Source organism: Nonomuraea sp. NPDC052634, from assembly GCF_040678535.1.
GTDB classification, from domain to species: domain Bacteria; phylum Actinomycetota; class Actinomycetes; order Streptosporangiales; family Streptosporangiaceae; genus Nonomuraea; species Nonomuraea fastidiosa.
On the sequence record NZ_JBFATY010000001.1, the window covers coordinates 370,154 to 394,521 of the forward strand.

General features: G+C 73.3%; 26 protein-coding genes. 19 read left to right on the forward strand and 7 right to left on the reverse strand.

Annotation, left to right across the window (positions count from 1 at the left end; translation table 11 throughout):
- The first annotated feature begins 42 nt into the window (after positions 1-42).
- A complete protein-coding gene (locus tag AB0K67_RS01810) occupies positions 43-1,284 on the forward strand; it encodes a multidrug effflux MFS transporter (RefSeq protein ID WP_364051212.1) in 1,242 nt (413 codons plus the stop codon).
- Positions 1,285-1,287: 3 nt separating this feature from the next.
- Here the strand turns inward: AB0K67_RS01810 and AB0K67_RS01815 are convergent, their stop codons facing one another.
- The 3 genes from AB0K67_RS01815 to AB0K67_RS01825 form a co-directional block, all read right to left on the reverse strand.
- Positions 1,288-1,971 (reverse strand): SDR family oxidoreductase, encoded by a 684-nt coding sequence (locus tag AB0K67_RS01815; protein WP_364051215.1) that lies wholly within the window; start codon positions 1,969-1,971, stop codon positions 1,288-1,290.
- Positions 1,972-2,167: 196 nt separating this feature from the next.
- The gene (locus AB0K67_RS01820; protein WP_364051218.1) at positions 2,168-3,040 is read right to left on the reverse strand and encodes an aldo/keto reductase; all 873 of its coding nucleotides are present in this window, start codon (positions 3,038-3,040) and stop codon (positions 2,168-2,170) included.
- Between the two features lie 108 nt (positions 3,041-3,148).
- Positions 3,149-3,427: a hypothetical protein gene (locus AB0K67_RS01825; RefSeq protein ID WP_364051221.1), complete on the reverse strand. Its 279-nt coding sequence runs from the start codon at positions 3,425-3,427 to the stop codon at positions 3,149-3,151.
- A 298-nt stretch (positions 3,428-3,725) separates the two neighbouring features.
- On the opposite strand from AB0K67_RS01825, the gene AB0K67_RS01830 reads away from it, so the two are divergent.
- From AB0K67_RS01830 to AB0K67_RS01850, 5 genes are all read left to right on the forward strand, one after another.
- Positions 3,726-4,550 carry a nitroreductase/quinone reductase family protein gene (locus AB0K67_RS01830; RefSeq protein WP_364051224.1) on the forward strand — a complete coding sequence of 275 codons (825 nt, stop codon included), beginning with the start codon at positions 3,726-3,728 and terminating at the stop codon, positions 4,548-4,550.
- Between the two features lie 243 nt (positions 4,551-4,793).
- On the forward strand, positions 4,794-5,432 hold the full coding sequence (locus AB0K67_RS01835) for a TetR/AcrR family transcriptional regulator (protein ID WP_364051227.1): 639 nt from the start codon (positions 4,794-4,796) through the stop codon (positions 5,430-5,432).
- Complete coding sequence (locus tag AB0K67_RS01840; protein ID WP_364051230.1) at positions 5,413-5,721, forward strand: DUF6204 family protein; 309 nt, start codon at positions 5,413-5,415, stop codon at positions 5,719-5,721. Before AB0K67_RS01835 ends, AB0K67_RS01840 begins: the two co-directional genes overlap by 20 nt.
- A gap of 28 nt (positions 5,722-5,749) precedes the next feature.
- Positions 5,750-6,316, forward strand: coding sequence for an XRE family transcriptional regulator (locus AB0K67_RS01845; RefSeq protein ID WP_364051233.1), 567 nt, complete (start codon positions 5,750-5,752; stop codon positions 6,314-6,316).
- 18 nt (positions 6,317-6,334) lie between these two features.
- The gene (locus tag AB0K67_RS01850; protein ID WP_364051236.1) at positions 6,335-6,862 is read left to right on the forward strand and encodes a GNAT family N-acetyltransferase; all 528 of its coding nucleotides are present in this window, start codon (positions 6,335-6,337) and stop codon (positions 6,860-6,862) included.
- Here the strand turns inward: AB0K67_RS01850 and AB0K67_RS01855 are convergent.
- Positions 6,846-7,679 carry a MurR/RpiR family transcriptional regulator gene (locus AB0K67_RS01855; RefSeq protein WP_364051238.1) on the reverse strand — a complete coding sequence of 278 codons (834 nt, stop codon included), beginning with the start codon at positions 7,677-7,679 and terminating at the stop codon, positions 6,846-6,848. The genes AB0K67_RS01850 and AB0K67_RS01855 overlap by 17 nt on opposite strands.
- A 64-nt stretch (positions 7,680-7,743) precedes the next feature.
- Here AB0K67_RS01855 and thrC point away from each other — a divergent pair, with 64 nt between their 5' ends.
- Positions 7,744-8,796, forward strand: a complete 1,053-nt coding sequence (thrC, locus tag AB0K67_RS01860) for a threonine synthase (RefSeq protein WP_364051241.1) — start codon at positions 7,744-7,746, stop codon at positions 8,794-8,796.
- 7 nt (positions 8,797-8,803) lie between these two features.
- Here thrC and AB0K67_RS01865 read toward each other — a convergent pair whose 3' ends face one another.
- Positions 8,804-10,342: a serine/threonine-protein kinase gene (locus AB0K67_RS01865; RefSeq protein WP_364051244.1), complete on the reverse strand. Its 1,539-nt coding sequence runs from the start codon at positions 10,340-10,342 to the stop codon at positions 8,804-8,806.
- 348 nt (positions 10,343-10,690) lie between these two features.
- On the opposite strand from AB0K67_RS01865, the gene AB0K67_RS01870 reads away from it, so the two are divergent.
- The 9 genes from AB0K67_RS01870 (at position 10,691) to AB0K67_RS01910 (ending at position 17,650) form a co-directional block, all read left to right on the forward strand.
- Positions 10,691-11,335 carry a DNA/RNA non-specific endonuclease gene (locus AB0K67_RS01870; protein WP_364051247.1) on the forward strand — a complete coding sequence of 215 codons (645 nt, stop codon included), beginning with the start codon at positions 10,691-10,693 and terminating at the stop codon, positions 11,333-11,335.
- A gap of 91 nt (positions 11,336-11,426) precedes the next feature.
- Positions 11,427-12,038, forward strand: a complete 612-nt coding sequence (locus AB0K67_RS01875; protein WP_364051250.1) for a biotin transporter BioY — start codon at positions 11,427-11,429, stop codon at positions 12,036-12,038.
- A gap of 7 nt (positions 12,039-12,045) precedes the next feature.
- Complete coding sequence (locus AB0K67_RS01880) at positions 12,046-13,542, forward strand: class I adenylate-forming enzyme family protein (protein WP_364051253.1); 1,497 nt, start codon at positions 12,046-12,048, stop codon at positions 13,540-13,542.
- 1 nt (position 13,543) lies between these two features.
- Positions 13,544-14,674: a thiolase family protein gene (locus tag AB0K67_RS01885; RefSeq protein WP_364051256.1), complete on the forward strand. Its 1,131-nt coding sequence runs from the start codon at positions 13,544-13,546 to the stop codon at positions 14,672-14,674.
- 3 nt (positions 14,675-14,677) lie between these two features.
- Positions 14,678-15,352 carry an ABC transporter ATP-binding protein gene (locus AB0K67_RS01890; protein ID WP_364051259.1) on the forward strand — a complete coding sequence of 225 codons (675 nt, stop codon included), beginning with the start codon at positions 14,678-14,680 and terminating at the stop codon, positions 15,350-15,352.
- Complete coding sequence (locus AB0K67_RS01895; protein WP_364051262.1) at positions 15,349-15,960, forward strand: energy-coupling factor transporter transmembrane protein EcfT; 612 nt, start codon at positions 15,349-15,351, stop codon at positions 15,958-15,960. The genes AB0K67_RS01890 and AB0K67_RS01895 overlap by 4 nt, the downstream gene beginning before the upstream one ends.
- Positions 15,961-16,000: 40 nt before the next feature.
- Entirely contained in the window at positions 16,001-16,351 is a 351-nt protein-coding gene (locus AB0K67_RS01900; RefSeq protein ID WP_364051265.1) for a metalloregulator ArsR/SmtB family transcription factor, read from the forward strand.
- Positions 16,351-16,956 (forward strand): SRPBCC family protein, encoded by a 606-nt coding sequence (locus AB0K67_RS01905; RefSeq protein ID WP_364051268.1) that lies wholly within the window; start codon positions 16,351-16,353, stop codon positions 16,954-16,956. The genes AB0K67_RS01900 and AB0K67_RS01905 overlap by 1 nt, the downstream gene beginning before the upstream one ends.
- 58 nt (positions 16,957-17,014) lie before the next feature.
- Positions 17,015-17,650, forward strand: a complete 636-nt coding sequence (locus AB0K67_RS01910; protein ID WP_364051271.1) for an SDR family oxidoreductase — start codon at positions 17,015-17,017, stop codon at positions 17,648-17,650.
- Positions 17,651-17,696: 46 nt separating this feature from the next.
- On the opposite strand, the gene AB0K67_RS01915 is transcribed toward AB0K67_RS01910, so the two are convergent.
- Together AB0K67_RS01915 and AB0K67_RS01920 are read right to left on the reverse strand one after the other, a co-directional pair.
- Positions 17,697-18,881: an SWIM zinc finger family protein gene (locus AB0K67_RS01915; protein WP_364051274.1), complete on the reverse strand. Its 1,185-nt coding sequence runs from the start codon at positions 18,879-18,881 to the stop codon at positions 17,697-17,699.
- Between the two features lie 199 nt (positions 18,882-19,080).
- On the reverse strand, positions 19,081-21,825 hold the full coding sequence (locus AB0K67_RS01920) for a DEAD/DEAH box helicase (protein WP_364051277.1): 2,745 nt from the start codon (positions 21,823-21,825) through the stop codon (positions 19,081-19,083).
- 102 nt (positions 21,826-21,927) lie between these two features.
- Between AB0K67_RS01920 and AB0K67_RS01925 the strand changes: the two genes are divergently transcribed.
- Genes AB0K67_RS01925 through AB0K67_RS01935 form a run of 3 tightly spaced genes read left to right on the forward strand, consistent with a single transcriptional unit; the run spans position 21,928 to position 24,267 of the window.
- Positions 21,928-22,545, forward strand: a complete 618-nt coding sequence (locus tag AB0K67_RS01925) for a DedA family protein (RefSeq protein ID WP_364051280.1) — start codon at positions 21,928-21,930, stop codon at positions 22,543-22,545.
- The gene (locus tag AB0K67_RS01930) at positions 22,529-23,632 is read left to right on the forward strand and encodes a histidine kinase (protein WP_364051283.1); all 1,104 of its coding nucleotides are present in this window, start codon (positions 22,529-22,531) and stop codon (positions 23,630-23,632) included. Before AB0K67_RS01925 ends, AB0K67_RS01930 begins: the two co-directional genes overlap by 17 nt.
- Positions 23,623-24,267 (forward strand): response regulator transcription factor, encoded by a 645-nt coding sequence (locus AB0K67_RS01935; RefSeq protein WP_364051286.1) that lies wholly within the window; start codon positions 23,623-23,625, stop codon positions 24,265-24,267. Before AB0K67_RS01930 ends, AB0K67_RS01935 begins: the two co-directional genes overlap by 10 nt.
- The last annotated feature ends 101 nt before the right edge of the window (positions 24,268-24,368 follow it).

Sequence of the window (24,368 nt, forward strand, 5' to 3'; positions counted from 1 at the left end):
TAGATATAGATATGAACTTATATCTATTTGACCGGAGTGCCGATGACCTTCGCCGCCCGACGGCCGGTGGCTTCAGGGCTGACGGTGACCCTCGCCCTGCTGTCGTTCGTGGTGCCGCTGTCCACCGACATGTACCTGCCGGGTTTTCCCACCATGGCGCGCGAGCTGGGCACGGACGCGGCCGGCGTCCAGCTCACGCTCACCGCCTTCCTCGTGGGGCTGGCGACGGGCCAGCTCGTGCTCGGCCCGCTCTCCGACCGCTACGGGCGGCGCGGGCCGATCCTCATCGGCACCGGCGTCTGCACACTGGCCACGGCGCTGTGCGCGGTCGCGCCCACGCTGGGCGTGCTGGTCGTGCTGCGCTTCGTCACGGGATTCGCGGGTGCGGCAGGGGTGGTCGTCGGCCGTGCCGTGGTGACCGACGTCGCGAGCGGCGCGGCGGCGGCCAGGCTGTTCGGCCTGCTCATGGGGCTCGGCGGCATCGCGCCCATCCTCGCTCCGCTGGCGGGCGGTGCCGTGGTGGGCGGCACCGGGAGCTGGCGTGCGGTGTTCTGGGTGCTGGCGGGCGCGTCGGCGCTGATGTTCGCAGCAGCTTGCGTACGCATCCCCGAGACGCTGCCCGCCGAGCGGCGGCACACCGGCGGCGCGGGCGCTTCGCTGCGGGCCGGCGTCACGGTCCTCACCGACCGCCCCTACCTCGGCTACATGCTCGCCTTCTGCCTCGCGTTCGCCGCGCTGTTCTGCTACATCTCCGCCTCGCCGTTCCTCCTGCAGAACGTCCTGGGCTTCAGCGTGGGCACGGCGTCGGCCGTCTTCTCCGCGGGCGCGCTGACCGCGACGGCCTCCACGCTGGCCGGCAGCCGTCTCGCCGGCCGCATCAGCCCCCGCCTGCTGCTGCGCGCGGGGCTGGCGCTCATGCTCGTCCCCGGTGTCGCCGCGCTGCTCCTCACCCTCGCCGGGCAGCTGAACCGGTTCTGGGCGCTGGGCCTGCTGGGCGTCGCCTTCATCGGGCTCGGCCAGGTCTGCGCCACCGCCACCGGCCTCGCGCTGGACCGCGTACCGCATGCGGCGGGCACGGGCTCGGCGGTGCTGGGCACGCTGCAGAACGCCCTCGGCGCGGCCGTGGCCCCCTTGATGGGCATCGCCGGAGGCCACACCGCCGTGCCGCTGTTCGCCGGTATGACGCTGTGCACGCTGCTCGCCGCGGCCGCGCTCCTGCTCACGAGGCGGGAAGGCGATGTGGCTCCGGCCGGCCGGGCACCTGCGGAAGCCGAGAGGGCGTGAAGATCAGACGATCGGCTGCGACAGCGCGGCCTTGGCCTCGCGGGTCCGCTCGTCGGCCAGCACCTCGGCACGGCCCGCGAGCAGCGCCTCCATGGTCTGCTCCGCCACGGCCTCAGGGCTGATCTTCGGAGCGTCGACCCAGGCGGCCATGTCCGTGTCCACGAACCCGACGTGCACCCCGATCACCAGCGTCCCCTGCTCGCGCAGCCCCTGGCGCAGGGAGTCGGTCAGCGACCACTGCGCGGCCTTCGACGCCGCGTACCCCGGGAAGCCGGGCCGCCCGCCCCAGGAGGCCAGCGACAGCATGTTGACCAGGGCGCCGCCGCCGTTGCGGGCCAGGATCGGGGCGAAGGCGCGCGAGACCCGCCAGGTGCCGAAGAGGTTGACCTCCATCGCCCGGCGGGCGCCGTCGAGCGTGCCCTCCAGCAGCGCGGTCCTGCCGTCACCGACGCCCGCGTTGTTGATCAGGATGGAGACGTCACCGGCCTCCCGCGCCGCGGCGGCGATGCCGCGCTCGTCGGTGACGTCCAGGCGCAGCGGCACGACGTCGGCGTCCTGCACACTGCCCGGGTCTCGGACGCCGACGTACACCTTCGCCGCGCCATGCTGGACGAGCGCTCGGGCGAACGCGCGGCCGATCCCGCGATTTCCGCCCGTCACGAGGGCGACCGATCCCTTGATGTCCATGCTGTTTCTCCGTTCACCAGCTGAGTTGCAAAAGACAACTCAGATGGGGAGGTGATCGCGCCACCTTCCCAGGAGCTTCCCCGCCGCACGTGACATCCTCACACCCGCGCGGCAGGCCCGGACCGGATGTCACGTGAGAAGGTGCCGGCCGGTGACCGTCCCGGCGGGCCCGGGGACGGCCCCAACCGGGCGGGACTCAGCTCGAGGAGGAGACCGCCGAGGACAGCTCGGCGAAGTCGTCGTCGGACAGCTCGATGCCGGCGGCGGCGACGTTCTCCTCCAGGTGGGCGATGGAGGAGGTGCCGGGGATCGGCAGCATCACCGGGGAACGGCGCAGCAGCCACGCGAGCGCGAGCTGCGACGGCGTGGCCGGCAGCCGCGAGGCGATCGTGTCGAGCGCCCCGCCGGGCTTGGCGAGCTGGCCGGTGGCCAGCGGGAACCACGGGATGAAGCCGATCTCGTGGCGCTCGCAGTACTCCAGCACGTCCTCGGCGGACCGGTTGGACAGGTTATAGAGGTTCTGGACCGTGGCGATCGGGGCGACGGCGCGCGCCTGCTCGATCTGCTCGACGCTGACCTCCGACAGGCCGATGTGCGCGATCTTGCCTTCGTCCTGGAGCTTCTTCAGCTCGCCGACCTGGTCCTCGAGCGGCACCTCCGGGTCGACGCGGTGGAGCTGGAGCAGCGGGATCCGCTCGAGCCCGAGGACGCGCAGGCTCATCTCGCACTGCTGGCGCAGGTAGGCGGGCCTGCCGACGGGCGTCCACTGGTTGGGGCCCTGGCGGGTGAGCCCGGCCTTGGTGGCGATGACGATGCTCTCGTCGTACGGGGCGAGCGCCCGCTTGAGCAGCGGCTCGGCGACCAGGGGGCCGTAGGAGTCGGCCGTGTCGAAGAGCGTCACGCCGAGCTCGGCCGCGCGGCGCAGCACGCGTACGGCCTCGTCCTCGTCGGCCGGCGGCCCCCACACGCCGGGCCCGGTCAGCTGCATGGTGCCGTAGCCGAGCCGGTTGACAGGCAGCGTCTTCTCGATCATGAACTGGCCGGACGCGTCGGCCCGCACAGCGGTCATCGCGGAACTTCCTTTCTCATGCCGGCCGCCGGACCCGGCGGCGTGACTGGGTCGGCGTGCCCGGCGAGACCGCGTCCTACCTCAACCTCCGGCAAAGCCTGGTATCGATCACGGATGGACGTCGATCACGACGTCGTCGCAGGCCACCTCGCGGCCCTCTCCGTTCACGAACGCGACGTGCACGGGCTCGCCGGTGGAGCGCGTCCTGCGCAGGGCCGACGGCCCGGACGGGCGCGGGCGGTGGGCGTCGCCCCACTGCTGCAGCGCGCCCAGCACCACCTGCAGGTCCGCGCCTGCCTTGGTGAGGTGGTAGCTGCGGCGCTGCCTGCTGCCTGGCTCCTGGGGCCGGCTCGTCGGCGGATGAGCCCTTGTCGCGTGCGGTCGCACCCACCCCCTTCAGTACAGCTACTGTACTCAGCCCGACGCCGGTTGACAGATCTTGGGCGATCTGGGCGTAATGGCGGTCGCGTCGCGTGTCGCGGTCCGGGAGGACGGTCGCGGCATGGAGGCGCCGTACCAAGGGGGTTGACGCCAATGGCCACTAGCACCGTCGGTCGTGCCTGAGCACACCGCGCCCGCGCGTCTCCCCATGCCTGGTTCGGTGTCGTAACACCCGTACGCCGGCATGTCCGTGCGGGTTTCAGCATGTCCACGACACCCACTCACCAGGAGCCTTCTTTTCAGCATGCCGAACAACTTCAACCAGCAGATCATCGACGAGTTCCGGGCCAACCGCGGCAAGGTCGGCGGCCCCTTCGAGGGCGGCAGGCTGCTGCTGCTCACCACCACCGGCGCCAAGACCGGACGCCCCCACACCACCCCGCTCGGCTACCTGCCCGATGAGGACCGCCTGCTCGTCATCGCCTCGGCGGGCGGCTCGCCCAAGCACCCGGACTGGTACCACAACGTGCTCGCCAACCCGCGGGTGACGGTCGAGGACGGCATTTTCACCTACGAGGCCGACGCCATCGTGCTCGAGGGCGAGGAGCGCGACCGCCTGTTCGCCCGCGCGGCCGAGATGGACCCGGGCTGGGCCGCCTACGAGGAGCGCTCGGGCCGCACGCTGCCGGTGGTGGCGCTGGTGCAGGTGAACCCCGGGCCGCCGCCCGGGCGGCGTATGGGCGACGCGCTCAAGGACATCCACGACGCCTTCCGCCGCGAGCTGGCCTTGATCCGCAGGGAGGCCGCCGCCTCGGGGCCCCGCCTGGCCGCGCAGCTGCGGGTCAACTGCCTGACGATGTGCAGCGGCCTGCACGCGCACCACACGCACGAGGACAACGGCCTGTTCCGCGGGATGGAGCAGCAGTTCCCGGAGCTGGCCCCGGCGATCCAGCGGATGCGGGCCGAGCACGAGGTGGTGGCGCGGCTGCTCGACGAGCTCAAGGCGCTGCTGTCCGCCGCCGACGTCGCTCCCGCCGACCTGGTCGCCGGGGTGGACCGGCTCACCAAGGAGCTGGAGGCGCACCTCGCCTACGAGGAGGAGCAGCTCGTCGCGCTGCTGAACGGCTGACGCACGACTCGCACGTCCGGGGTGTCTCTGTGGCGATAGGGACACCCCGGACGTATGCTGATGGTGCGTCCGGGCCCGGCGCCACATCTCTTCCCTTCCGCCCCTATGCCGCCATGTCAGCGGGTGTTCTGAGGGGCCGGTTTCTCTTCTTCTCCACTCTCATCCATGCGTGCCACGAACTCCTTTCGTGGAGTCGGCTGTAAAGTTGGAGTCAACTGAAAGTTTGCAGTACGCTCCAGCTGCATGACAGAAGGGCTCCGCGAGCGCAAGAAGCGCCTGACGCGGCAGCGCATCTCCGAGGTGGCCGTCGGCCTGTTCGTGGAGCGCGGCTTCGACAACGTGACGATCGCCGAGGTCGCCGACGCCGCCGAGGTGTCGGTGAACACCGTCTACAACTACTTCCAGTCCAAAGAGGACCTGGTGCTGCCTCCTGAGGAGGCCTCGCCCCGCCGGCTGGCCGACATCGTGGCCGGGCGCGCGCCCGGCGAGTCGGCGGCCGGTGCGGTGCTGGCGCGGCTGCGGCAGGAGGTGCGTGAGCGCGAGCGCCGGGTGGGCCTCACTCCGGGCTTCGGCCGGGTGCTGGAGATGATGCGGGCCGCGCCCACGCTGACCGCGCGCCTTGAGGACCTGGGCCGCAGGATGACCGACGAGCTGGCCGCGCTGCTGGCCGAGGAGTGCGGTGATGGGCCGCAAGATCCGCTGCCCCGCGTGATCGCCTGGCACATCGGCAGCCTGCACGCGCTGGTGATGGGCGAGATCGGCCGCCGTACGGCGGCGGGTGAGCGGCCCGACGAGATCGCCGCCGCCGTGCTCGATCTGCTCGACGCGGCCGAGAGCGTGCTGGGGGAGAAGGTGCTGGGCTATGGCGTACGCGAGGAGTGACGCGATGTTCCGGGTGACGATCAGCGGCAAGTTCCAGGCGATCGACGACGCCGGACGGGATGCGGTGCGCGCGGCGGGCGGCACGGCGTACACCGAGGCGGGCACCTTCACCCACGACCCGAGCGTGTCGGCGTTCACCTTCCGCTGCCAGGTACCGGCCGGGCCGGACGACGGGGAGGACGAGGCGACCCTGGGCGCGATGGCGGCGCTGGAGGCGTACGGGCAGCCGTACGAGGTGCTGCGCATCGGCGTGACGGACATGCGCGACATCAAGATCCGCCGACGCTGATTCTCAGATCTGGGATATCATCCCGGATATGAGACAGCCCGTGGATGTAGAGGCCAGGCTGGCCGATCGGCTCGCCCGGCTGCGCGTCGAGCACCACTGGTCGCTGGAGGAGCTGGCGAGCCGCTCCGGCATCAGCCGCTCGACGCTGTCGCGGCTGGAGCGCGGCGAGATCAGCCCCACGGCGGCGCTGCTCGGCAAGCTCTGCGAGGTGTACGGGCGGACGATGTCGCGGCTGCTCGCCGAGGTGGAGTCCGAGCCGCCGCAGATCGTGGCGGCCGGGGCGCAGCAGGTGTGGCGGGACGCGACGTCGGGGTTCGTCCGCCGCTCGGTCTCGCCGCCCCATCCCGGGCTGCGCGGCGAGGTCGTGGAGGGGCGGCTGCGGCCGGGTGCCGACATCTCCTACGACGCACCGCCCGTACCCGGCCTTGAGCAGCACATCTGGGTGCTGGAGGGCGCGGTGGAGATCACCTTCGACGGCCGCACCCACACCGTGGGAGCCGGTGACTGCCTGCGCTTCCGGCTGTGGGGGCCGTCCCGGTTCCGCTGCCCGGGCCCCGATCCGGTCCGGTACGCCATCTTCGTCGTCCTGCCCTGACCCCCCGGGAGGAGCCCCATGCGCACCATCGCCCGCCTGACCCCGGCCGCGTTCGACACCTGCGTCAAGGAGCTGGCCGCACTGCTCGCCGACGCCGTGGACGGCGGCTCGTCGCTGGGGTTCGTCACGCCGTTCGACCACGAGGACGCCGCCGCCTGGTGGCGCGCGCAGGCCCCGGCCGTGGCCTCGGGCGACCTCATCGTGTGGGTCTGCCGCGAGAACGGCGCGGTCGTGGGCACCGTCGGCCTCGCCCCCGCGACCAAGGCGAACGCCCGCCACCGCGGCGAGATCGTCAAACTCATGGTCCACAGCGAGGCGCGCGGGCGCGGCCACGCACGCGCCCTGCTGGCCGCGGCCGAGCAGGCGGCGCTTGCGGCGGGGCTCGACCTGCTGATGCTCGACACCGAGACCGGCAGCGCGGCCGAGCACGTCTACCTCACCGGCGGGTGGACCCGCTACGGCATCGTCCCCGATTATGCGGCCTCGCCCGACGGCACGCTGCGCGAGTGCAGCTTCTTCTACAAGCGGCTCACAGCGACCGGGTGAGCGCATCCAGCTCGGCCAGCCGTTCGGCCGGGGCCAGGCGCGCGGCGGTGGCGACGAGCAGCAGCTCGGTGACCGCGATCTCGTGGGTGAGCGGCGCGATCGGCCCGGCGGCCTCGCGCGGCAGCGCGATCAGCAGCTCCGCCTCGGCGGCCAGCGGCGAGCCCCACGTGTCGGTGATGAGGATCAGCCGTGCGCCCCTGCCGCGCGCGGCGCGTACGAAGCGCTCGGTGGCGGGGGAGTAGCGGCGGAAGTCGTAGGCCACCACCAGGTCGGACGCGCCCAGGTCGAGCACGGTGCGGGCGCGCGCGTGCGGCGGCTCCGGCACCCGGTGCGCGCCGGGGCGCAGGCCGGCGAGCTGGCGGATGAGGTAGTCGGCGGCCAGCTCGCTGAGCGGTCCGCCGAGCGCCCAGACCGTCCTGGCCTCGGCCAGCAGGCCCGCGGCGCGGTCGCAGAGCGGCGCGGGCACGGCGGCCAGCGCGCCGTCCAGGCCGGCGCGCAGCTCCTCCGCCGCCTCTCCCAGCCCGCCTGACGGCTCGCCGGGCTCGCTTTTCCCGGTGACGTACTCCAGCAGGCGCGAGCGGTCTCTGGCGCCGTCGCGTACGGCGGCCTGGAACTCGGCGAACCCCGCGTACCCGAGCCGGTCGAACAGCCGGGAGGCGGTCGGCGGGCTCACCCCCGCACGCTCGGCCAGCGCGCGCAGCGAGCCCAGCGCAGCGAACGGATGGTCGTCGAGCAGCACCCGCACCACCGCGCGCTCGCCGGGTGGCAGCTCCGCGTAGACGGAGCTGAGCCGGGCCACGATCGCGTCGCTCTCCATGCTGACAAATGTTACATCAACCCGTCCTTACCGAAATCTTCTAACGAATGTTACGGTTCTCGGCATGAACACCTGGCGTGGCCTGATCGACAGCCCCTACCGGCGCTTCCTGCCGGTCACCCCCGACACCCCGGCCGTCTCGCTCAACGAGGGCAACACCCCGCTGCTGCGCTCGGCCCACCTGTCCGAGCTGACCGGCTGCGAGGTCTGGCTGAAGGTCGAGGGGGCGAACCCGACGGGGTCGTTCAAGGATCGCGGCATGACCGTGGCGATCAGCCGCGCCGTCGAGGCCGGCGCGCAGACCGTCATCTGCGCCTCCACCGGCAACACCAGCGCCTCTGCCGCCGCCTACGCGGCCCGCGCCGGGCTGCGCGCCGCCGTGCTCGTGCCCAAGGGCAGGGTGGCGCTGGGCAAGCTGGCCCAGGCCGTACGGTACGGCGCGGAGATCGTCGAGGTCGGCGGCACGTTCGACGACTGCCTGCGGGTGGCCCGCGAGCTGGCCGCCCACCACCCGGTCGCCCTCGTCAACTCGGTGCGCAACGAGCTGCGGCTGGCCGGGCAGCGCACGGTCGCGTACGAGATCGTGGACGCCCTCGGCGCGGCCCCCGACGTGCACTGCGTGCCGGTCGGCAACGGCGGCAACATCACCGCGACCTGGACCGGCTACCGCGCCTACAGCCCGGACCGGCTGCCGCGCATGTGGGGTTTCCAGGCGGCGGGCGCGGCCCCGCTGGTGCACGGCGCGCCGGTGGCCGAGCCGCGCACGGAGGCCAGCGCGATCAACGTCGGTCACCCGGCGACCTGGGACGGCGCGATCGCGGCCCGCGACGAGTCCGGTGGGCTGATCGCCGCGGTGAGCGACGAGCAGATCTTCGCCGCGTACCGGATGATCGCCCGCCGCGACGGCGTCTTCGCCGAGCCCGCCTCGGCGGCGGGCGTGGCGGGGCTGCTCGACCTGCACGCCAGGGGCGGGCTGGAACCCGGCCTGCGCGCGGTGATCACGCTGAGCGGCAACGGCCTGAAGGACCTCGACGCCTCGCTGCGCGGCGGCTACACCGCCGCCGAGACCTCGGCCGCGACCGCGGATGTGGCCAGGGCGCTGCGCCTGGCCGCCTGACAGGCGGTCACCAGTTCAGCTCGTCCGCCGTCAGGGGCCCCTTGCAGGCCGCCAGGGCGTTCTTCAAGTCGGTCCTGCGCGGGTCGGACAGAGGGCCGAGGACGCAGACGGGCACCCAGTCGTCCTTCTCGATGGCGCGCCGGAAGATCTTGGGCACGGGGGTGTCCAGCGGCCAGCCGACCGGGCGGTACACCGCGGAGCCCGGCTGGTCCAGCCGCACGTGCAGGGCCAGCGGGTGGTGGGCGACGCCCATGGCGTCGTCGGTGTGGCGGACGGTGACCTGCCTGATCGCGGTCCAGGGGATGGTCTGGACGCCGGAGCCGTCGCTGCCGGTGACGCCGTCCCGGTCGAGGCGCACGCTTCTCGCGGGCATGCTCCTCTTCGTCGTGAAGCGCAACCACCAGTTCGCCAGGGGGCCGACCAGCATCAAGGCCGCAAAGACCCCCATGCCCACCCACCTCGTCGAGTCGTCCAGCTCTCCGAGCGCGTGCCCGATCACGACAAGGATCGCGACGATGAAGGCGAGGCCCCGAAAGATCCACGGCAACAGCTCCGGATCTTCCTCCCAGCAGAACGCCGAAAGGCGCTCGTCACCCGTCCAGGACTCCTGGAAAGCAGGTGCGTCCTGAGGAGCGATGGGCGGGGAGGCCGGCGGGTCGGGCTTCTCCGGCGTCTCCTGCGGGACAGTGGGCGCGGTGACCGGTGTGGTGTACCTCTTCGTCGGCGCGGGTCCCTGGTCAGGGGTGCGGAGGAGGTCGAGGGCGTCGGGGATGGAGGGGCGCTTGCCGGGGTCCTTGGCCAGCAGGGCGTTCAGCAGCGGGGCGAGGCGTGTGGCGCGGGTGAGCGGCGGAGGCTCGTCACGGAGGACGGCGGCGATGGTGGCGGGGACGGCGCCGCGCCGGAACGGTGAGACGCCCTCCGCCGCCTGATACAGGGTCGCGCCCACGGAGAACAGGTCGGAGGCGGGCGAGCCGTGATCGCCGTTGAAACGCTCGGGCGCCATGTACTCGAAGGAGCCGATCACCGTGCCGGTCGATGTCATGCGGGTGTCGGTCTCGTGGATGGCGATGCCGAAGTCGGTCAGCATGATCCGACCGTCGGCGGCCAGCATGACGTTCGCGGGTTTGATGTCGCGGTGGACGACACCCGCGCCGTGGGCCGCCTCCAAGGCATGAAGGAGCGCCTTGGCAAGGTCGGCGACGTCGGGCTCCGCCAGCGGCCCGGTCCGCATCCGGTCCTCGAGCGACTCGCCGTTGATCAGCTCCATGATGATCCACGGCCGGCCGTCCTCGATGACCACGTCGTAGACGGGCACGATGTTGGGGCAGTGGCGCAGCCGGGCGGCGTTGCGGGCCTCCCGCTCGGCGTACTTGAGTCGCGCGTTGCGATCCTCCTCGTCGAGGGTCGGAGGGAGGTACACCTCCTTGACGACCACGTCGGCGCGCAGCCGGTCGTCATGGGCCTTCCAGACGCGACCGAAGCCGCCCTGGCCCAGCGGATGTTCGAGCCGGTAACGGCCGCCGATCAGTGTTCCTGGTCCGGTCATGCTGCGGTCTCGATCCATCTGGTCTGGTCAGTCGATGGCGACCGAATCCCCGGATTCGATCTTGCCGCAGATTATCGGGACGGATGGCCGTGAGAAGGGCGAATTCGCGAGGCCATCGCACCGCGGCCGCACCACGGCGGCCACCGACCTGGCCAGGGCGCTGCTTTTCGCAGCCGGACCTATCTGCGACAAGCGCTCAAAGTGGCCGATCAGTAACGTTACGTAGTACTCCTCGCGGGCACGGACGTCACGACAAAGCCGGCAGGCGGCCGATCGAGTTCCTCCATGCCGCCGGCCTTCCCTTCCCCTGCGCGGCGCATCCCCTGAATCCCGAGAGGACTTCCCGTCGTGCCCCCGACCCGGCTTCGCCGTGCCCTGGGCGGCGCGGGCGCCACCGCGCTCCTGCTCACCGCCCCCGCATCCGCCCCCGCATCCGCCCCAGCGCCCGCGCCCGCCAAGCCGGACGCCGTCCCGTGCGCGCGCCTGCTCCGGCCTTCAGCCACCTATCGCGCCTACGACCACACCTTCACCACCGACGCCGCGGGCCGCCCCGTCGAGGCCGTGGCCAGGATCCTGGTCGACCGGGACGCCCCGCGCGGCTCCTGCGAAGGCGCGGTCGGCGACTGGGGCGGGCGCGGCGACTGGCAGGGCGGCCACCTCATCGCCGCCTCGTTCCGCGGCGTGAGCATGCGCTACAACCTCGTCCCCATGCGCGGGCGGCAGATCAACCAGGGTCTGATGAAACGGGTCGAGAACGGCGCCCGCGACTGCCTGGAGGACGGTGGCGAGGTCCGCGACTATCGCGTACGCCTGCACTATCCCAACGGCACGACGCTGACCCCGGACACGATCCGCGTCAGTCTCAAGGTGGCATCCCGGCCGGTCACGGTGATCCTGCCGAACCGTACACTGAGCGCCAAAGAGCTGCGATCCCGGCAAGACGGGATAACTGCCGCGTTCGATGCGGCGCCGTGCGGCAGGGACGGCGCGTGAACGCGGTATCGATCGCCAGCAGATGATCGGAGGGAATGTTGTGGGATACCTCCATGCCTGAGCGTGCCCGTTCTGGTGTGGGATCGACGCCATGAAGGATGAAGGGAAACAGCGCAGGAGGCTCGAGACGGGCACGCTCGCGCGGGTGGCCGTGTTCACCGCGCTGATCGCGGTGATGGGCCTGCCCGGCACGCTGAACGTCTTCGGCAACGCGGTCCCGATCACGCTGCAGACCATGGGCGTGATGCTGGCCGGCGCCATCCTCGGCACCTGGCGCGGCGCGCTGGCCGTACTGGTGCTGTACGTGCTGGTGGCCGCCGGCCTGCCGCTGCTGGCCGGCGGGCGAGGCGGGCTGGGCGTGTTCACCGCGCCGTCGGCCGGGTTCCTCATCGGCTGGCTGCCCGGCGCGGCCCTCACCGGCTGGCTGGTCGAGCGGGCCGGCCGCAGCCCGAGCACGCTCCGGCTGTTCCTGGCGAGCGTCGCGGGCGGCATGGGCGTGGTCTACCTGTTCGGGATCCCGATCCAGGCGTTGGTGTCGGGCGCCTCGCTCGGCGCGGCGGCCGGGCTCACGCTGGTGTTCGTGCCCGGCGACCTCATCAAGGCGGCGCTGACGGCCGTCGTGGTCAGGGGCGTCCAGCGGGCCTACCCCGACGCGGTGCCCGCTGTGCACCAGGAACGCCTGCGCGCCGGTGGGGAGCGCTGACGGCTCGATGCCCGTAGCAGAACACGTGCTGGCGCACGCCGCCGAGCGCCCCTCCAGGCTCGCGGTGCGCGGACCCGGTGGCGAGCTGACGTACGCACAGCTCGCCGACCGGGTCAAGGGTGCCGCCAGGCACCTGGCCGAGACCGGGGCCGGGCCCGGCACCACGGCCGCGATCGGTCTGGCCGACCCGGTGGAGCTGCTCGTCGCCGTGCTGGCCGCCGACCTGGCCGGGGCGACGCCGCTGGTGGGCGAGCACACCTGGGACCGCGCGCGGTGGGCGGCGGTCACCGGCCCCCTGACGGCGGCCACCGGCTCTCTATCGGCCGTCACCGGCCCTCTAGCGGCGGTCACCGGGCCGTCGGCGACGGTGCCCGCCGGCGAGCCGGCGCCGCACGCGACTCGACCCGCCGACCGGCCCACGCCCGCCGCGCCGCCGGTGACGGTGCTGATCGACGCGCCCCTGCCGTACGCGGCCGGGCCCGATGTGCCGCGCCGCGCCCAACCAGGCGATCTCGCCTGGGCCTGCTTCAGCTCCGGCAGCACGGGACGGCCGCGCGCCATCGTCCGTACCCGCGCCTCCTGGACCGATTCGTACCCCCACCTGAACGCGCTGACCGGCATCGGCCCCGACGACGTCGTGCTCATCCCCGGCCCGCTGGTCTCCTCCCTGTACGCGTTCGCCGCCCTGCACACCCTGGCCACCGGCGCGACGGCGCTGCTGCCCGGCCGCTGGCCCGGCGGCGCGCTGGCCGATCACCTCGCCGAGGCGACCGTCGTGCACCTGGTGCCGCACCGGCTGCCGGACGTGCTGGAGCGGCCGGGAGCGCTGCGGGTGGCCGTGGTCGGTGGCGCGGCCCTCGCCCCCGGCGCCCGGCAGGCCGCGGAGAAGGCCGGGGTGCGGGTGGTCGCCTACTACGGGGCCACCGAGCTGTCGTTCGTGGCCGCCGACACCGACGGGAGCGGCCTGCGTCCCTTTCCCGAAGTGGAGATCGAGGTGCGCGGCGACGGGCCGCTGGGTGAGGTGTGGGTGCGCTCGCCATGGCTGGCCGAGGGCTACCTGGGTGAGGCGGCCGGGCCGCTGCGGCGCGACGGCGACGGCTGGGTGAGCGTGGGCGATGTGGCCGAGCCCTACCACAAGGGGGGCGTGCTGCGCGTACGCGGGCGCGGCGACGGGGCGATCCAGACCGGCGGGGCCACCGTCGTGCCCGAGGACGTCGAGGAGGTGCTGCGCAAGGTGCCCGGCGCGGCAGATGCCGTGGTGGTCGGGACGCCGCACCCGTCCCTGGGGTCGGTGGTGACCGCCGTCATCGAGAGCCCGTTCGGCGAGCCGCCCGCGCGCGCCCTGCTGGAGGAGGCCGCGCGCGCCGCGCTCGACTGGGCGCAGCGGCCGCGCCGCTGGTACGCGATGTCCGGCCTGCCCCGCACGCCCACGGGCAAGCCGGCGCGGGCGCAGGTGGCGGCCCGGCTGGCGGACGGCGACCCGGCGATCAGGCGGCTGGTGTGACATGGACCTGACCCCCGTGGTGGTGGCCGCAAGGCGCACCCCGATCGGCACGGCCGGGCACGCGTACAAGGAGCTGACCGCCGAGCACCTGGCCGCGCCCGTGATCGCCGCCGTCGCCGCCGACCTGCCGGGACGGCGGATCGATGACGTGATGCTGGGCAACTGCATGGGCCCGGGCGGCAACCTGGCCAGGGTCTGCGCGCTGGCCGCCGGGCTCGGGCACGAGGTGCCCGGGGTGACGGTGGACCGGCAGTGCGGCAGCGGGCTGGCCGCGATCCTGCTCGCCGGTCAGGCCGTACGCGCGGGCGAGGCCGACCTGGTGATCGCCGGAGGCGTGGAGAGCGCCTCGACCGCGCCGCTGCGCACGTTCCGCGGGGCCGGCGCCCCGTACGAGCGGGCGCCGTTCACGCCCCACGGCACCCCCGACCCCGACATGGGCCCGGCCGCCGAGGCGCTGGCCCAGGCCAGGAAAATCGATCGCGAACGCCAGGACGCCTACGCCTGCCGCAGCCACGCCCGCGCCCTGGCCGCCCGCGCGGCGGGACGGTTCGCCCAGGAGATCGTGCCCGTCGCAGGCCGCGGCGACGACCAGCGCCCGCGCCCGCTGCGCGCGGCGTCGCTGGCCCGGCTGCCGGCCGCGTTCGTGCCGGGCGGCACGGTGACGGCGGGGAACTCCTCCCCGGTCAGCGACGGCGCCGCCGCCGTGGCCGTGGTGCCCGAGCATCTGCGGGCGGGCCTGCCCGGCCTGCGGCTTCTGGCCGGGGCGGTGACCGGGTGCGATCCCGAGCTGCCCGGGTGGGGGCCGGTGCCCGCGATCGAGCGGGTGCTCGCGCGTACCGGAACAAGCCTGGAGTCGATCGCGGCGGTGGAGATCGTGGAGGCGTTCGCGGCCCAGGTGCTGGCCGTCACCGACGCGCTCGGGCTCGACCCGCTCGGCGCGGACGACGAGCGGGTCTGCCCCGACGGCGGCGCGCTCGCGCTCGGGCACCCGTGGGGCGCGACGGGGGCGGTCGTGGTGACCAGGTTGTTCAGCAGGCTCGTCCGTGCGGCGGCTCCCAAGGGCACGCTCGGCCTGGCCGCGGCCGCGGTCGGCGGCGGGCTCGGCGTGGCCGCCCTGTTCGAGGTGGTGTGAGACATGATCGAATTCGCGGACGTGCACGTCCGGCTGGGCACCCGCGACGTGCTGCGCGGCATCACCGCGGAGCTGCCCGAGCGCCGGGTCGGTGTGGTGGGCGCCAACGGCTCGGGCAAGAGCACGCTGGCCCGGCTGGTCAACGGCCTGGCGCTGCCGACGTCGGGCAGCGTCACGGTGCTCGGCATGGACACCCGCCGCGACGGCGCCAAGATCAGGCGCGGTGTCGGCTTTCTGTTCACCGATCCCGACGCGCAGATCGTCATGCCGACGGTGGCCGAGGACGTCGCGTTCTCGCTGCGCCGCAAGGGCCTGTCGCGCGAGGAGGTGGACCGGCGGGTACGCCAGGTGCTGGAGCGCTACGGCCTGGCCGATCACGCCGACCATCCCGCGCACCACCTGTCGGGCGGGCAGAAGCAGCTGCTCGCGCTCTGCTCGGTCATGGTGCTGGAGCCGGAGATCATCGTCATGGACGAGCCCACCACGCTGCTCGACCTGCGCCACTCCCGCCAGGTCGCGGAGCTGCTGGAGGAGATGCCGCAGCAGGTGCTCCTGGTCACCCACGACCTGCCGCTGCTGTCGGGCTTCGACCGGGTGCTGGTGATCGACGAGGGCCGCATCGCCGCCGACGGCACCCCCGCCGAGGCCATCGCCCACTACCGGAAGCTGATGGCGTGAACAGCCTGACCGGTTCCTACGTCCCCGGAAGCTCACTGCTGCACCGGCTGCCGGCCGGGGCCAAGCTGGCCGCGCTCGCACTGGCCTGCACGGTGCTGGTGCTGCTGAGCTCGCCGCTCGCGCTGGCCGGGGCGGCGGCCGTGACAGCGGGCCTGTACGCGCTCGCCAGGGTCGGCGCGGCGGTGGCGTGGGCGCAGATCAAGCCGGTGCGCTGGTTCGCGCTCGCGCTGTTCGCCGTGCAGTTCGTGCTCGTGGGACTGGACGCGGCGCTGGCCACGACGCTGCGGGTGGTGCTGGCGGTGGCGCTGGCCGGGCTGGTGACGGTGACCACGAGGTCGTCGGACATGACGGCGGCGCTGGAACGCCTGCTGTCGCCGGTCAGGTTCGTGGGGCTGGATCCGTTCCGTCTGTCGTTGCTGCTGTCGCTGACCATCCGCAGCGTGCCGGTGGTGGCCTCGCTGGCCACGCGGGTCAGGGAGGCACAGCGGGCCAGGGGCGTCGAGCGCAGCCTGCGCGCCTTCGCGGTGCCGCTGGTGGTCAGCTCTCTGCGGTACGCCGACGCCCTCGGCGAGGCGCTGAGCGCTCGCGGGCTCGACGACGAAGATTAAGCCTTGACTTATATAAGCTCTTCCTGAAACACTCTCGTGGGTGCACGCCTTTGACGTCCTCGGCGATCCGGTACGCCGCCGGATCCTGGAGCTGCTGGCAACCGGCGAGCAGAGCTCCGGCGAGGTCACCGCCGTCATCCAGCGCGAGTTCGGCATCTCCCAGCCGGCCGTCTCCCAGCACCTGCGGGTGCTGCGCGACAGCGGGTTCGCCAGCGTACGGGCAGAGGGCACCCGACGCCTGTACGCCGTCGAGCCCGGCCCGCTGCGGGAGATCGACGCCTGGCTGGAGCGCTTTCGCGCTTTCTGGGACCAGCGCCTGGACGCGCTGGCCACGGAGCTGGCCCGGGGCAAGCGCGAACGCCGCATCACCAATGAGAAGGAGGAGTCCTGATGGACATGGTCGAAGAGATCAACAAAGCGCACCGCGAGCTGATCGACGGCAAGCGCAAGGTGCAGGTGCTGCGCCGCCACTACGACGCCGAGATCGAGGACGTCTGGTCGGCCTGCACCGAGGCCGACCGGCTGGCCCGCTGGTTCATGCCGGTCTCCGGCGACCTTCGGCTCGGCGGCCACTACCAGCTCGAGGGCAACGCCCACGGCGAGATCCTGCGCTGCGAGCCGCCCAGCCTGTTCAAGGTGAGCTGGCTGTTCGGGCCGAACCCCGGCTTCAGCGAGGTCGAGGTGAGCCTGACCGCCAAGGACGGCGGCACGCTGCTGGAGCTGCGCCACACGGCGGAGGTGCCGGAGGAGATGTGGGCGCAGTTCGGCCCCGGCGCCACGGGGGTGGGCTGGGACCTGAGCCTGCTCGGCCTGGCCCTGCACCTGACCGGCGCATCCAAGCCCGACACCGACACCTTCCACGAGACCGAGGAGGGCCGCCGCTGCATCGTGGCCAGCAGCGAGGCGTGGGGCGAGGCGTACCGAGCGGCCGGGGGCGCGCCCGAGGCCGTCGAGGCGGCCGTTCGCGCGACCACCGGTTTCTACGCGCCTGAGTGACCGCGGCCCTCTCCGAGTAGGGTAGTGAGTACTCACTCACCCCCTTGGGAGGAGTCGTATGAAGATCACTGTCTTCGGAGCGACCGGCGGCAGCGGGATCCAGCTCGTCCGCCAGGGGCTGGACCGGGGCCACGAGGTCACCGCCGTGGTCCGCGACCCGGCCCGGCTGCCCGCCGAGCTGCGCGAACGGGCCGACGTCGTGGTGGCCGACGTCATGGACCCCGACGCCGTCACCCCCGCCGTCGCCGGTCGCGACGCCGTGCTCAGCGCGATGGGCCCGCGCGGCAACGGCCCCACCACCGTCTGCTCCGGCAGCATCCGCTCGATCCTGACCGCCATGGAACGCGCCGGGGCGCGCCGCCTGCTCATGGTCAGCGCCGCCGGCCTGGAGAGCGACGCGGGCGACGGCCTCGTCACCCGGTACGTGCTCAAGCCGATCGTGCAACGCGTCTTCCGCCACTCCTACGCCGACCTGGCGCGAGCCGAGCGGCTGCTGCGCGACTCGGACACCGACTGGACGATCGTGCGGCCCGCCCGCCTCACCGACGCCGCGGCCCCGGGCCGCTACCGCACGGCCCGCGACCTCAGCGTGCGCGGCGGGCACACCACCACGCGCGCCGACCTGGCCGACTGCATGCTCACGCTGATCGACGACCGTACGTCGGTGGGGCACGTGGTGTCGGTGGCCACGTGAGGGTGTCCGATGGCCGCTGTCTCGATGGCCGCGTGAGGGTGGTGGCTCAGCCGATGAGCGCGGAGGGGTCGCGCTCCGGGGGACCGGCGGGCCACCACCGGTCGTCGCGGCGGGTGAACGGGTACCAGCGGCCGTCGCGGCCGTAACGGAGCTGGATCTCGTCGCCGAGCGTCCAGCGGTTGCGCCAGGCGTGCAGGGGCGGAGGCCGCTCGCCCTCCCAGGCCGCTTCGAGCCGGGCGCGCGCTCTGGCCAGGTCCTGGCGGGGCGGCGTCCAGGGGCGTTCGAGCACGGCCAGGCCCTCGGCGCCGCCGTGCCGCCAGGCGGCCACTGCCGGCCCGTCGTCGGCGCCTTCGTCGCCGATGTGCTCGGCGATCAGCCGTACGTGGTCCTCGTGCTCGGTCAGCTCCGGCCACCGGTCGTGCAGCAGCAGCTCGCGCGCCCGGGCGGACGCCGAGGCGGCCAGCACCTGCAGGGCGGCCACGTCCACGCCGGGCGCCGGGTCGAGGGCGGGCGGGGTGAAGGCGACGTCGTACGGCGGCGGCTCGGGCAGCGGCGGCACCCCCGCCGCGAACGCCACGCTCGCGGGCGTCCCGGACGGCCGCAGGACGCCACCGGTCGCGTCCGCGCCCTCCGAGCCCGCCGGACCGCCACCGGCCCCGGGCGGGCCCGCGGCGGCGGGCACGTCGCGATTCTGCAGCGCCTCGACCAGCTCGCGCTCGCCGCGCCCGCGCAGGAGCAGCAGCACGAACGGGTCGGCGTCCAGCAGCCATGACGCCTGGTAGCACAGGGCGGCGGCGTGCACGCAGGGGTGACCCCAGTCGGGGCAGGAGCACTCGGGCTCCAGGTCGCCGACGGAGGGCAGCAGCGGCACGGCGGCGTCCTGCGCCGCCTCCACCAGGTCGTGCGGCATGTCGCCGTCGAGCAGCGCGGCGATGTGGCCGGCCTTGGCGGCGACCTGGTCGAGGAAGCGTTCCCACTCGGCATCGGTGAGCTGCTCGACGCTCACGACCACGTCGTAGTCGTTCTCGGCGACGGCGGCGAGCCTGCCGGGGCTGACGGTGATCGGGCCGAGCTGCCCGGTCTTGGCGTAGGCGCGGCCCTTGCGCAGCAGGCCGGCGTCGAGCGAGGTGTCCTCCATGGCCTGGATCCAGGCGCGGCCCCACCAGGAGGCGGCGAAGCGGGCGCCGGCGCGCTGGCGGGGGAAGGCGGGGAAGCCGCGGGCGGGGGTCATCGGGGCTCCAGGACGCTCATGCGGGACTTCAGGACGGTCAACGGGGGCTTCGACGCGAACTGGCCCGGGGCGGCCGGCGAGGGATCGAGGCGGCGAGCCGAGCCGAGAGCGGCCGGCAAGAAGCCGAGGCGGCGAGCCGAGCCGAGGGCGATCGGCGGGGAATCACGGCGGCGAGCCGGGCCGAGGGCGATCGGCCGGGTCATCGGAGTTCGACCAGGGCGGCGAGTTCGGCGTCGGTCAGCTCGGTGAAGGCGGCCTCGCCGGAGGCGAGCACCGCCTCGGCGAGGGAGCGCTTGGCGGCCAGCATCGTGGCGATGCGGTCCTCGATGGTGCCCTCGGCGATGAGCCGGTGCACCTGGACGGGCCTGGTCTGGCCGATCCGGTACGCGCGGTCGGTCGCCTGGTCCTCGACGGCCGGGTTCCACCAGCGGTCGTAGTGGATGACGTGGTCGGCGCGGGTGAGGTTCAGGCCGGTGCCCGCGGCCTTGAGCGACAGCAGGAAGACGGGGGCCTCGCCGTCCTGGAAGCGCCGCACCATCTCCTCGCGGCGGGCGACCGGCGTGCCGCCGTGCAGGAGCTGGGTGGCGATCCCGCGCCCGGTGAGGTGCCTGTCAAGGAGGCGGGCCATGGCGACGTACTGGGTGAAGACGAGCACGGAGCCGTCCTCGGCGACGATGGTGTCGATCAGCTCGTCGAGCAGCTCCAGCTTGCCGGAGCGGCCGGGCAGGCGCGGGTCGCTCTCGTGCAGGTACTGGGCGGGGTGGTTGCAGATCTGCTTGAGCCCGGTGAGCAGCTTGACGATGAGCCCGCGCCTGGCCATGCCGCGCGCGTCGGCGATCCGGCCCATGATCTCGCGGACGACGGCCTCGTACAGGCCGGCCTGCTCGGTGGTGAGCGGCACGGGGCGGTCGGTCTCGGTCTTGGGCGGCAGCTCGGGCGCGATGCCGGGGTCGCTCTTGCGGCGGCGCAGCAGGAACGGCCCGACCAGCCGCGACAGGCGTTCCGCCGCCTCGGTGTCGCCGGACTCGACCGGCCTGGCCCAGCGGGCGCGGAAACGGGCGAGCGGTCCGAGCAGGCCGGGAGTGGTCCAGTCGAGGATGGCCCACAGCTCCGACAGATTGTTCTCGACGGGGGTGCCGGTCAGGGCGACGCGGGCGGCGGCGGGGATCTCGCGCAGCGCCTTGGCGGTGCCGGACGCGGGGTTCTTGACGTGCTGGGCCTCGTCGGCGACCACCATGCCCCAGGTGTGCGCGGCCAGGCGGTCGGCGTCGAGGCGCATGGTGGCGTACGTGGTGAGCACGAACCCCTCGTCGGCGAGCGTGCGGTTGCCTCCGTGGTAGCGGCGTACCGGGACGCCGGGCGCGAAGCGGGCGATCTCCCGCTCCCAGTTGCCCAGCAGCGAGGCCGGGCAGACGACCAGCGTCGGCCCGGCCGCACGGTGCAGGTGCAGGGCGATGAGCGTGACGGTCTTGCCGAGGCCCATGTCGTCGGCCAGGCAGGCGCCGAGACCGAGCGAGGTCATCCTGGCCAGCCAGCGCAGCCCGGAGAGCTGGTAGTCGCGCAGGGTGGCGGCCAGGCCGGGCGGCGGCGGCACGTCGGCGGGTTCGCACAGGCGGCGGCGCAGCTCGTCGAGCCAGGCGGTGGGCTCGACGGGCACCTGCTCGCCCTCGGCCTCGACCGTTCCGGTGAGCGCGGCGGCGAGCGCTTCGATGCCGGTCAGCGGCTTGAGCTCGCGCTGCCGGGCCTTGCGCGCCAGGTCGGGGTCGATGAGCACCCACTGGTCGCGCAGCCGTACGACGGGGCGGTGCGCTTCGGCGAGCCGGTCCATCTCCTCGGCGGTCAGGCGCTGCCCGCCGAGCGCGAGCTGCCAGTCGAAGCTCGCCAGGTGGTTGCCGCCGAGGAAGGAGGGCAGGTCGGACGGCGCCGGGTCGCGGTCGCCGACGACGGCACGGGCGGTGAGGCCGCGGACGAGGGATCGCGGCCAGTGCACGTCCACGCCCGCGGCGGCCAGCCGGTCGGCGGCCCCGGCCAGCAGCTCCTCCACGTCGCCGTCGGACAGCGCGAGCTCGTCGGGCACGGCGCTGTCGAGCAGTTCCTGCAGGCGGGGCCAGGCGCGGGCGGCCCGGCGTACGGCGAGGGTGGCCTCGATCCTGGCGCGCGGGCCGAAGCCGGGGTCGCGGCCGCGCCACAGGTCGGCGGCGTCCACGACGAGCGCGGGGTCGGCGAGGCTGTGCAGCTGGGCGACGGCGCGGAGCTCGGCGCCGTCCTGATCGCCGGCCAGGTCGTCGGCCTCGATGCGCAGCGACAGCCGCAGGCCCGCGTCCAGCCCTGATGAGACCTCCTCGGCCCAGCCGCGCAGGTGGGGCACCTTGACGGGGTTCATGGCGGCGTAGGCGGTCTGTCCGGTGGCGCGTACGGCGCCGGGCGAGCGCGGCATGGCGTCGGCGACGGCGTCGAGGAAGGCCCGCAGCAGCGGCTCGGCGTCAGGCAGCAGCGCATCACCGGCGGCGTGCGGGGTGCCGTCCAGAGAGAGCGGTACGGCGCGGGCGGCGGCGGGCATGGCGGCGGCCAGCTCGCGTACGCGGCGGGCGTCGTCGGCGTCCAGCGGCCCGGCCCGCCAGGAGTCGTGCTCGCCGGGGGATACGCCGGGCAGGATGCGGCCCCGGGTGACGAGCTGCAGCGCGATGAGCGCGGCGGCGCCCCAGAAGCGCGCCGCTGGGTGAGCGTGGGGGTCTTTGCGGGCTCTGGCCAGGGCGGCGACGGCCTGCCCGACGGGCACGAACGTGGCGGGGACGGATCGGGTGGCCACGCCGCCGTCACGCTCTTCCGCTACGGTCAGCACACTGTCCCCCTCTGGGGCGAGGAAGGCGATGTGCCCGCTTCGTGGCGGGTCGCCGGGCTGGAAGACCGCAGGGTACCGGGCCAGATCCGTCTGAGAGCTCACGGCCGTACAGTGTACGGTACGTGGGGGGTGGGGTTTACCGCAGTAGCGAACGGGCATCGGCCTCATTCCGCACGCGTTCCGATCATCCATAGCCTGGATCGCATGACTGACTGGCTGGTAGGACTCATGGACCGCCTCGGAGCACCCGGGGCGGGCCTCGCCGTCGCGCTGGAGAATCTCTTTCCGCCCCTGCCGAGCGAGGTGATCCTGCCGCTGTCGGGTTTCACCGCGAGCCAGGGCGAGATGCAGCTGCTCGACGTGATCATCTGGACCACCCTGGGCTCGGTGATCGGCGCGCTCGCGCTGTACGGCGTGGGAGCCCTGCTGGGCCGCGAGCGCACGCTGGCCATCGCAGCGAAGCTTCCCCTGGTCAAGACCTCCGACATCGAGAAGACCGAGGCGTTCTTCCAGCGGCACGGCCGCATGACCGTCTTCTTCGGCCGGATGATCCCCATTTTTCGCAGCCTGATCTCCATCCCGGCCGGTGTCGAGCGCATGCCGGTGCTCACGTTCACGCTGCTCACCGCGGCGGGCAGCCTCATCTGGAACACGATCTTCGTCATGGCCGGCTACGTGCTGGGGGAGAACTGGCACCTCGTCGAGACGTACGTCGGCATCGCCACCAACGTGGTGATCGCCATCGTGGTGGTGGCGATCCTGGTGTTCATCGGCGTCCGGCTGGCCGAGCGGCGCAAGGGCAGGCATGCGAGCCGTCGCTGAGGGCCTGCGGGTGACCGGCGCGGTCACGGCGGGCGGTCTGACCGCACTGTTCGAACTCCTCTTCCTCATCGTGGCGCTGCCGTTCCTGAGCCATCCGAACGTCCGCGCGACCGGCCGCCGCCTGGCCCGGCTGGAGGCGCGCCGCCTGCGCCTGCAGACCTCCGAGCTGGACGCGCTCGGCGAGGAGCGCGGCGATCGCGCCCTGCGCTACCTGGCGGCGCGGCTGCCCATCGGGGTGCTCGGCGGCCTGGTGATCGCGCTGCTGGCGATCGGCGCGGTGATGGTGACACGGCTGCTGCTGGCCTGGAGCATGGGCGAGCCGTACGACGGCATGCGGCCGACGGCGCCGCTGGTGGCGTACCTGACGATCAGCGGGTTCGTCCTGCTGTTCCTGGACCTGTCGGGGGTGGCGGGCGTGCACGCGCTGGAACGCCGGCTGGCCGTCCGCATGCTCGGCCCGGACCCGACCGAGAAGCTGCGGCGCCGCATCGACGAGCTGGCCGAGAGCCGGGCCGGCATCGTCGCCGCGGTCGACTCCGAGCGGCGCCGCATCGAACGCGACCTGCACGACGGGCTGCAGCAACGCCTGGTAGCGCTGTCGATGCTCATCGGCCGCTCCCTGCGCGGCCGCCCCGAGCTGCTGCAGCAGGCACACCAGGAGGCGCAGCAGGCGCTGGCCGAGCTGCGCGAGGTGGCCTGGCGCGTCTACCCGAGCGGGCTGGACTCGCTCGGGCTCGGCGAGGCGCTCGCCGGGGTCGCGGAGCGCTCGAGCGTCCCGGTCACGGTAGATTGCCGGCTGCCCGAACGTCCCCCGATGGCGGTGGAGACGGCGGCGTACTTCGTGGTGTGCGAGGCGGTGACGAACGCCGCCAAGCACTCAGGGGCGGCGGCCATCACGGTCGAGGTGCACAAGGAGGGGGCGGCGGTGCTCGTACGCGTGCGTGACGACGGCGTCGGCGGCGCGCGGCCGTCGGGCGGCGGCCTGTCCGGGCTGGCCAGGCGGGTGGCGGCGCTGGACGGCCGGTTCGAGGTCGACAGCCCCGCGGGCGGCCCCACCACGGTCACGGCGGTGCTGCCGTGCGGGTGATCCTGGCCGAGGACTCCACGCTGCTGCGCGAGGGCCTGGTACGGCTGCTGCTGGAGGAGGGCCACGAGGTGCCGGCCGCCGTCAGCGACGGCGAGGCGCTCATCGAGGCCGTGGAGCGGCACGAGCCCGACATCGTGGTGGTCGACGTGCGCATGCCGCCCACCCACACCGACGAGGGCCTGCGGGCGGCGCTGGAGATCCGCAGGCGCCGGCCGCAGGTGAAGGTGCTGGTGCTGTCGCAGTACGTGGAGAAGCGCTACGCGACCGAGCTGATGAGCTCCGACGTCGAAGGGGTCGGCTACCTGCTGAAGGACCGCGTCGGCCAGGTCGGCGACTTCCTCGACGCCCTGGAGCGCGTGGGCGCGGGCGGCGCCGCCTTCGACCCCGAGGTGGTGCGCCAGCTGCTGGCCCGCACCACCCGGCGCGACCCGCTGGCGAAGCTGACCGCCCGCGAGCGCGAGGTGCTGGAGCTCATGGCCCAGGGCCTGACCAACGCCTCGATCGCCCAGGCGCTGCACATCTCGCAGAGCGCGGTGGAAAAGCACGTCAACTCGCTGTTCGACAAGCTCGACCTGTCGCACATCACCGGATACAGCCGGCGCGTGCTGGCGGTGCTCCACTTCCTGAAGTCCTGACCTGAGTCGTCACCCTCCCCGGCGCGCCCATCGGGCTGATGATCAAGGGCAGGCGCACGGCCGGCTCATCGACGTTGATCGAAAATGCCGGACGGGTGCCG